This is a genomic window from Gammaproteobacteria bacterium (genome assembly GCA_013001575.1).
GTDB lineage: Bacteria > Pseudomonadota > Gammaproteobacteria > Steroidobacterales > JABDMI01 > JABDMI01.
In genome coordinates this window covers 98092-104449 of record JABDMI010000029.1, presented here as the reverse complement: position 1 = coordinate 104449, position 6358 = coordinate 98092, and the positions used below count along the sequence as shown (strand labels likewise).

6 protein-coding genes are annotated in these 6358 nt (G+C 45.9%); all 6 read right to left on the bottom strand.

Annotated features, from left to right (window positions below):
- A partial coding sequence (locus tag HKN88_02705; protein ID NNC96962.1) for a cryptochrome/photolyase family protein occupies nucleotides 1-1409 on the bottom strand: 1409 nt, incomplete at its 3' end.
- Nucleotides 1399-1605, bottom strand: a complete 207-nt coding sequence (locus HKN88_02700; protein ID NNC96961.1) for a DUF2256 domain-containing protein — start codon at nucleotides 1603-1605, stop codon at nucleotides 1399-1401. The genes HKN88_02705 and HKN88_02700, both read right to left, overlap by 11 nt.
- Nucleotides 1606-1646: 41 nt before the next feature.
- Entirely contained in the window at nucleotides 1647-2342 is a 696-nt protein-coding gene (locus tag HKN88_02695; protein NNC96960.1) for a tRNA-(ms[2]io[6]A)-hydroxylase, read from the bottom strand.
- The gene (locus tag HKN88_02690) at nucleotides 2305-3864 is read right to left on the bottom strand and encodes a response regulator (GenBank protein ID NNC96959.1); all 1560 of its coding nucleotides are present in this window, start codon (nucleotides 3862-3864) and stop codon (nucleotides 2305-2307) included. The genes HKN88_02695 and HKN88_02690 overlap by 38 nt, the downstream gene beginning before the upstream one ends.
- 10 nt (nucleotides 3865-3874) lie before the next feature.
- Complete coding sequence (locus HKN88_02685; GenBank protein NNC96958.1) at nucleotides 3875-4378, bottom strand: GTP-binding protein; 504 nt, start codon at nucleotides 4376-4378, stop codon at nucleotides 3875-3877.
- A gap of 62 nt (nucleotides 4379-4440) precedes the next feature.
- On the bottom strand, nucleotides 4441-6348 hold the full coding sequence (locus HKN88_02680; protein NNC96957.1) for a hypothetical protein: 1908 nt from the start codon (nucleotides 6346-6348) through the stop codon (nucleotides 4441-4443).
- Nucleotides 6349-6358 lie beyond the last annotated feature (10 nt).

The following is a 6358-nucleotide window of genomic DNA, read 5'->3' as shown; positions in this document are numbered from 1 at the left end:
TGTTTGTCCAGGAAGCGCCAATACAAACTGTTGAATGGACAAGCGTCATCGCCCACTCGTTGCTTGGGATCGAATCTACAATGCTTGCAATAGTCGCCCATTTTATTGATGTAATTGGCGGAACTGATGTACGGCTTGGTCGCCACCAGCCCCCCGTCCGCGAATTGACTCATGCCGCGGGTATTTGGCATCTCCACCCATTCCAGGGCATCTATGTATATGCCCAGGTACCAGTTGTCGGCGGCGTCGGGATCGGTTTCGGTAAGCAGCATGTAATTGCCAGTGACCATTAGCCGTTGAATGTGATGGGCGTAAGCGTATTCCAGAGATTGTGAAATCGACTGTTTCAGGCAATTGAGGTCGGCATCCCCACTCCAGAAAAATTCAGGCAGTTTGCGCGTGTGCTTAAAATGATTCTTCACGGCGTAATCCGGCATATTGATCCAGTACAAACCGCGCATGAATTCACGCCAGCCCAGGATTTGTCGAATAAAACCCTCAACCTGGGCAAGAGACACCTGGTCCTGGTGTTTTTCCCAGTATTGTTCTGTTTTGCGAATAATTTCCAAAGGGCTGATGAGTTTAACGTTGAGGCCGAATGAGATTCTCGCGTGATACACACTCCAGTGATCTTGTGCCAGGGCATCCTGATAGGTGCCAAAATCCGGCAAACAGTTTTTTAGAAAAAAATTAAACAAGGCCAGAGTTTCCTTACGCGTGGTTGGCCAGATAAATTTATCTGCATCAATGCTGCCCATGCTTTTTACGTGCATGTCCTGTAGCAGGTTCACAATCTCGCTTACATTTTTGCTAAACAGCTTGGGCTTTACCGGAGTGTGACCCTTGGGCAGCTTTTTACGATTTTCCTTGTCATAATTCCACTTGTTACCCAGGGGTTTGTCATCCTTCATCAACACAGAGTATTGCCTGCGTAACTTGCGATAAAAGTTCTCCATGACCATGGATTTATCGGCTTCGAAATAATTCGCAATCGCAACCTGCGGAATTAAAAAGTGTTCGGAATCCACAACGGAATACTCAATCTCGAGTTTTTCACAAAAGCTTTCGAGCTGCTGTTGTACGCGGTATTCATCCGGGTACATATATTCAAACCTGGTGAAGCCCTTGTCCTTGATCAGTCTGGATAAATTTTCTGTGAGCGATTGGCTGTTTTCAGGCTTATCCAGTGTGAGATAGATTGATGCATGCCCCCTATCTGAAAGCCAGCTGGAAAAACTGCGCATGGCTGAAAAAAATGCCACCATTTTTTGGATGTGATGGACCACATAATCGGTTTCCTGACGTACTTCCATCATCACGTAACACACGGAATCATCCAGTGTTTCAAACCAGGAGTGCTGGTGGTTTAATTGATCGCCAAGAATGAGTCGCAGGGTTTTAAGCTTCATGCGTGCGCCTTACTTTAGGATTTCTTGCGGATTGCTTGCGGATGTCTTGTGGATTTAACGGCCGAGGTTTTTTTCCGCGACAACGCTGACTGCAATACTCAACGTTTTCCCAGTCCTTGCGCCATTTCTTACGCCAACTAAAGGGACGCTGGCAGACCACACAAAGCTTTGACGGTAGATGGGGTTTTTTATGCATTAAGGGATATTCTGATTTAATCCCGCAAATGTCAAATTACACTAGTCAGGTATGACCGGCTTACCGCTATGAAAATGGAATTCACTATCCACGGCCTGGATCAATTGCGCTTCCTGGTCTAACAAGAATTGGACTTTTTGATCAAACTCTTCAGAGCTAAACACATCCGCACTGTATGTTTTGGCCAATTCCAGATAATGCTCAAAATGCCGCGCTTCCGAGGCCAGTAATCCACGGTAGAACTTGGCCAATTCACTCTCGTCGTTCTGATCCAGGTAAGGAATAAGCGCTGCAAAGCGTTCACAGGAACGCGCCTCGATGATGCCGCCGACAATCAACAATTCTGGCAAGCGATGAGGTTCTTCAAATGCCACATGCTGCATCAGGGAACCGGCGTATCTTGAGGGTTTAAGAATGGTAAGTTGAATATTCCGTTGCTGAATTATTTTCAACACTTGCTCGTAATGACGCAGTTCTTCACGCGCCAGACGCGACATGCGATAACAGATATCCGCCTTTTCTGAATACCGAAACATCAGACTGATGGCGGTTGAGGCCGCTTTTTTTTCGCAATTGGCGTGATCGATCAATAGTTCCGGCAGTTTCGTACACGCGGTTTGTAACCAGGCATCCGGTGTCAGGCAATGCAAGAACTCACTGATCGCAACGGGAACTTGTGAGTGTTGATCGGGGTTTAGCTTATTGACTTGAGACTGCACTATTACTGTCACTTTCATGTGCCAGACGATCCAGGGTTGCCAGCAGATCCGGCATTTGGATCGGTTTGGTTAGAAACTCGGAAAATCCGGCGGCAAATAATTCTTCGCGTTCGTTCTTCTTATGCGATGCGGTTAGTGCAATGATCGGGTTTGTGTAGCCTTCATTGCGTAAAAACTGGACCAGTGCCCGCCCATCCAGAATGGGCATGTGCAGATCGGTAATGACCAGGTCGTAAACCCGTGCTCTGGAATAAGCCAAAGCCAGATGACCATTTTCGGCAATCGTCACTTCGAACCCCGAGCGTTGCAAAAGAATTTTTAACAGATTACTGATGTCCGGATTGTCTTCTGCCAGCAAGATCGTTTTGATCTCTTTAGCCATTTGCAATTCCGTGACTGTCATCTGCTGGGTTTTTTGATAGATATAATCTTCTTCTGCCGCACGAATTGGTAACTTAACGATGAAAGTACTTCCTGTACCTAATGTCGATTCAAGTTCAATTTTGCCACTCATACGGCTAACCAGTTGCCGGGTGATACTTAATCCTAATCCGGCACCGGAAATTTTTGCGCTGTCGTGTAAACGTTGATACGGCTTGAATATATTCTCTTGTTCGAGTTCGGGAATACCGGGGCCGCTATCGCAAACCATGAAAACAAAGTGTCCGTCTTCCTCATCCAGATTGATCGAGACCTCACCTTCTTGAGTAAATTTAATTGCATTGGCAAGTAAATTGATCAAAATTTGCCTGACACGAACATTGTCCATAAACGCAAAACGCTCACAGCGGGCCGAAATACTCGCCGAGAATGACAGAGCCTTGGCCCCGGCAAGCGGCGCCATCACCGCCGACACTTCGTTGAGTAATTCTTCCAGGGAAATATTATTTAACTGCAATTTAAACTGGTTAGATTCGAACTGGGATTGATCAAGTAAATTCTCGACCAGGGAAAGTAAATGTTGTGAGGCACGTTCTATTGCACCCAGATGCTCCTGGGTTTCCGGAGTGAGTCCGCGTTGCTCACTGATGAGTTCGGTATACCCCATGATTGAGGTAAGCGGGGTGCGGAATTCATGCGACATGCCGGCAATAAATTCCGATTTGGAAATATTTTCACTACTGAGTGTTGACTTGGCCTGTTTGAGCTCGGTGATCAACTGCTTGTTTTGTTCGACCATCAGGGTCAATTCGTTGCCGCGTTGTTGATTCTCACGACGACGTTCGATGGATCCTTCTGTCGAAACGAATAAAATATAGCGTTTGCCGCGTGAGGTCGGGGTAAAGTAAATATCGGCATGATTGTTGGGGCTAACATTGACGTCGCGCATGACCCATTCTTCATCAATGGGCAATCCAAGCAGAAAATCCACTTCTAACAGGTCAAAACCGATGTGCCAGTCGTGCAGGCCGTAAAACTCGTTATTGCCCCACATGTGAACCAGTTTTCCCTGGGGATCTACCTCGCCACAGAACAAGGTATAGGCATGAAACAGGTTTGCTAATATCTCGCCAGATAGTTGGGACGGCAATTTATTCATATTGTGCTAACTATGATGCTTGCAAAAGTTCTGTGAGCTTAATAAAAGCCTGCTCGATCTGATCGCCGGTTTTTGCACTGGTAATGAATATCGGTATGCCTTCTTTACGTAAATTTTCGATTGTGGCGTCATCGATCTGCCAACTATCTTCGAGATCGGCTTTATTCAAAAGCATGACAAAAGGTAATTCACCATAACGCGCTTCAATCGAGGTGCGCAGCGCCATTGCAGTATCGAGAGTAATAGAGCGTGTGCCATCGACTACTAACAAATAGCCGGCCGAACCGCGTAAATAGGTAAATTCAACATTACCGAATTTATTCCGGCCAGCAATATCCCAGATAACCATTTTCACTTTTTGATCAGCCGAATCGACTTCTTTAGTATCGACCTTGACACCGATGGTGGTCTGGTATTTTTCTGAATAAACATTATGCACAAAGCGGGATACAGAGCTGGTTTTACCAACGCCGAAATCACCAACCATGCAGATTTTTCTTGATATAGTTTCCATTGTTGTATGGCCCGGTTTTTTTATAGTTATTGTTATTTACTGAACGGCTTTCAGCAAATACATTATTTTATTACGTCTTCCAATAGGGATCTATCCAGGTTCAAAGTAATGCTCACTTTCCTTTGTTCTTCATTGACCACGCCACGTGCGCCTGAAATCTCGCCGGCGCGTACAAAGAGCCAGTTTGAGCGTACCCCCAGGCCGACTAAACGACCCTTGATGTACAAGGCACGTTCCAATAACAATTCAGTATTTTGCGTATCGGTACCGGTATTATCGGTAAAGCCGGTTAACACAATTTCCGGTTCGAGTTGCAGAGCTTCAAGTTGCGAACCGTATTCCTTAAGTTGAGCAGAAATGTTTACCAGCTTGTCCTCTTCGCCTTCAGCTAGACGTGTGCGCCACACAAAATGAATACTCTCATTATTAAGCGCATTATGAACCTGTTGAATACGATTTACTTCAGACACTAACAGTACTGATTTTTCAACAGAATTTAATCCCTCGATTTGTGTATCGATGTTTTCAAGTGTCTGTCTCCAGGCGTATGGCGCCTCACCCTGAACTTTAAGTGTCCCGTCTTGTACTGTCATGAACACTGACTCAGGCGGGTTTAATAATTCATTGGCTTTTTCCAACAATTTTTCATCTGAATAAACAATTTTTCCAAAATCCAATTGATTAACGCCAAGCATGCCATCCAGATTCTCTTCAGCCATTTGCTTGAATTCAGGACTGACCGCTCCCGAGAATATCACTACACCATCGTCGCTCAATTCAAGTTCAACACCCTCGGGTAGAGTGATCTGCGATGTGATCCGCTGCTGCTGAATTTTCTTTTCGAGTGAATGAAAAGGTTGTAAATTCAAATCCAGTTTTTCGGCTGCGAAGCCGATGCTTGCTGCCAGTTGTTCCGGCTTCACCGCACTTGCATCACGCAGGCCCTTAATTTGCAAACGGCCTTTGGCGATATCACTGGAGGTAATGAATATGCCAGGCTCTTGCTCCAGTGCTGCAACGTATTTGGACGCTTTATCTTGAAACTGGTATTTTTGCCAACCGAACCACAGAGCAGCCGCCAGGCCCAAAAGTAAAATAATTCCAAATGCGCCCATGCCTTTTTTCTTAGCAACACTGTCTTCACCATCTTTAGCCTGCTGCAATAAGCAGTCATCCAATAGTGGTTCGATCGCATTCAGTTTGTCGTTGGGGGTACCATCGTAGGATTCAAGGGCTTCGGCATATTGCAAATGAATGCGCTCAAGCACCTCGGTCAATTCATCGCGTAACCCGCGTGGCGGCACCCCGTTGATCACACAGGCGAGCATGGCATGTGGGCCCTGCATGGTCCACAAAGTATATTTTCCAATGTCGGCCGTCTCCAGGGTGCCCTCTTGTTCATCTCCAAATGATTCTTTGACGAAATCCTGAATTGCGGTGAGCATGGCCGAGATAGCATCGTCGTCTTTACGTACGGCATCAGTACGGTGTGCGTCTGATATTAGCAAGCCGGTATTTGGCTGGATCAAGTAAGCGTGATCCACCTGGTATTCGAGATTCTTTTGAATCAAAAACTGGGCATAAGGGATGCCTGCCTTTTTAGCTTGCATGCGCCATTTAAAACTTTTTACCGAGGTTTTTTCTTCAATCGCCTGGTTGATTGATTCACTGAACGCTTTCAATGTTTCAGCAATGGACTTTCTTATGGCCGGACCAATGACGGGGAACAATGCATCGGCAAAAGTTTTCGGGTCACGATTGATCGAGTCTTTTAAACATTCCTCAACCGGCATGCGTAATGCCTTGTTTAAGCGATCTCCGTCAGCATGACTGCGTCCGATTGATTCAGGCAACACATCTGCCATATCAGCAACCCGACTTTCACGTTTCTCAATGCGTCTGGTCAGCGCATCCAGGGCACGCTTTTCATTACTAAACAGTATATCTTTGATCTGATCGATCTGATTCACAGACATATCC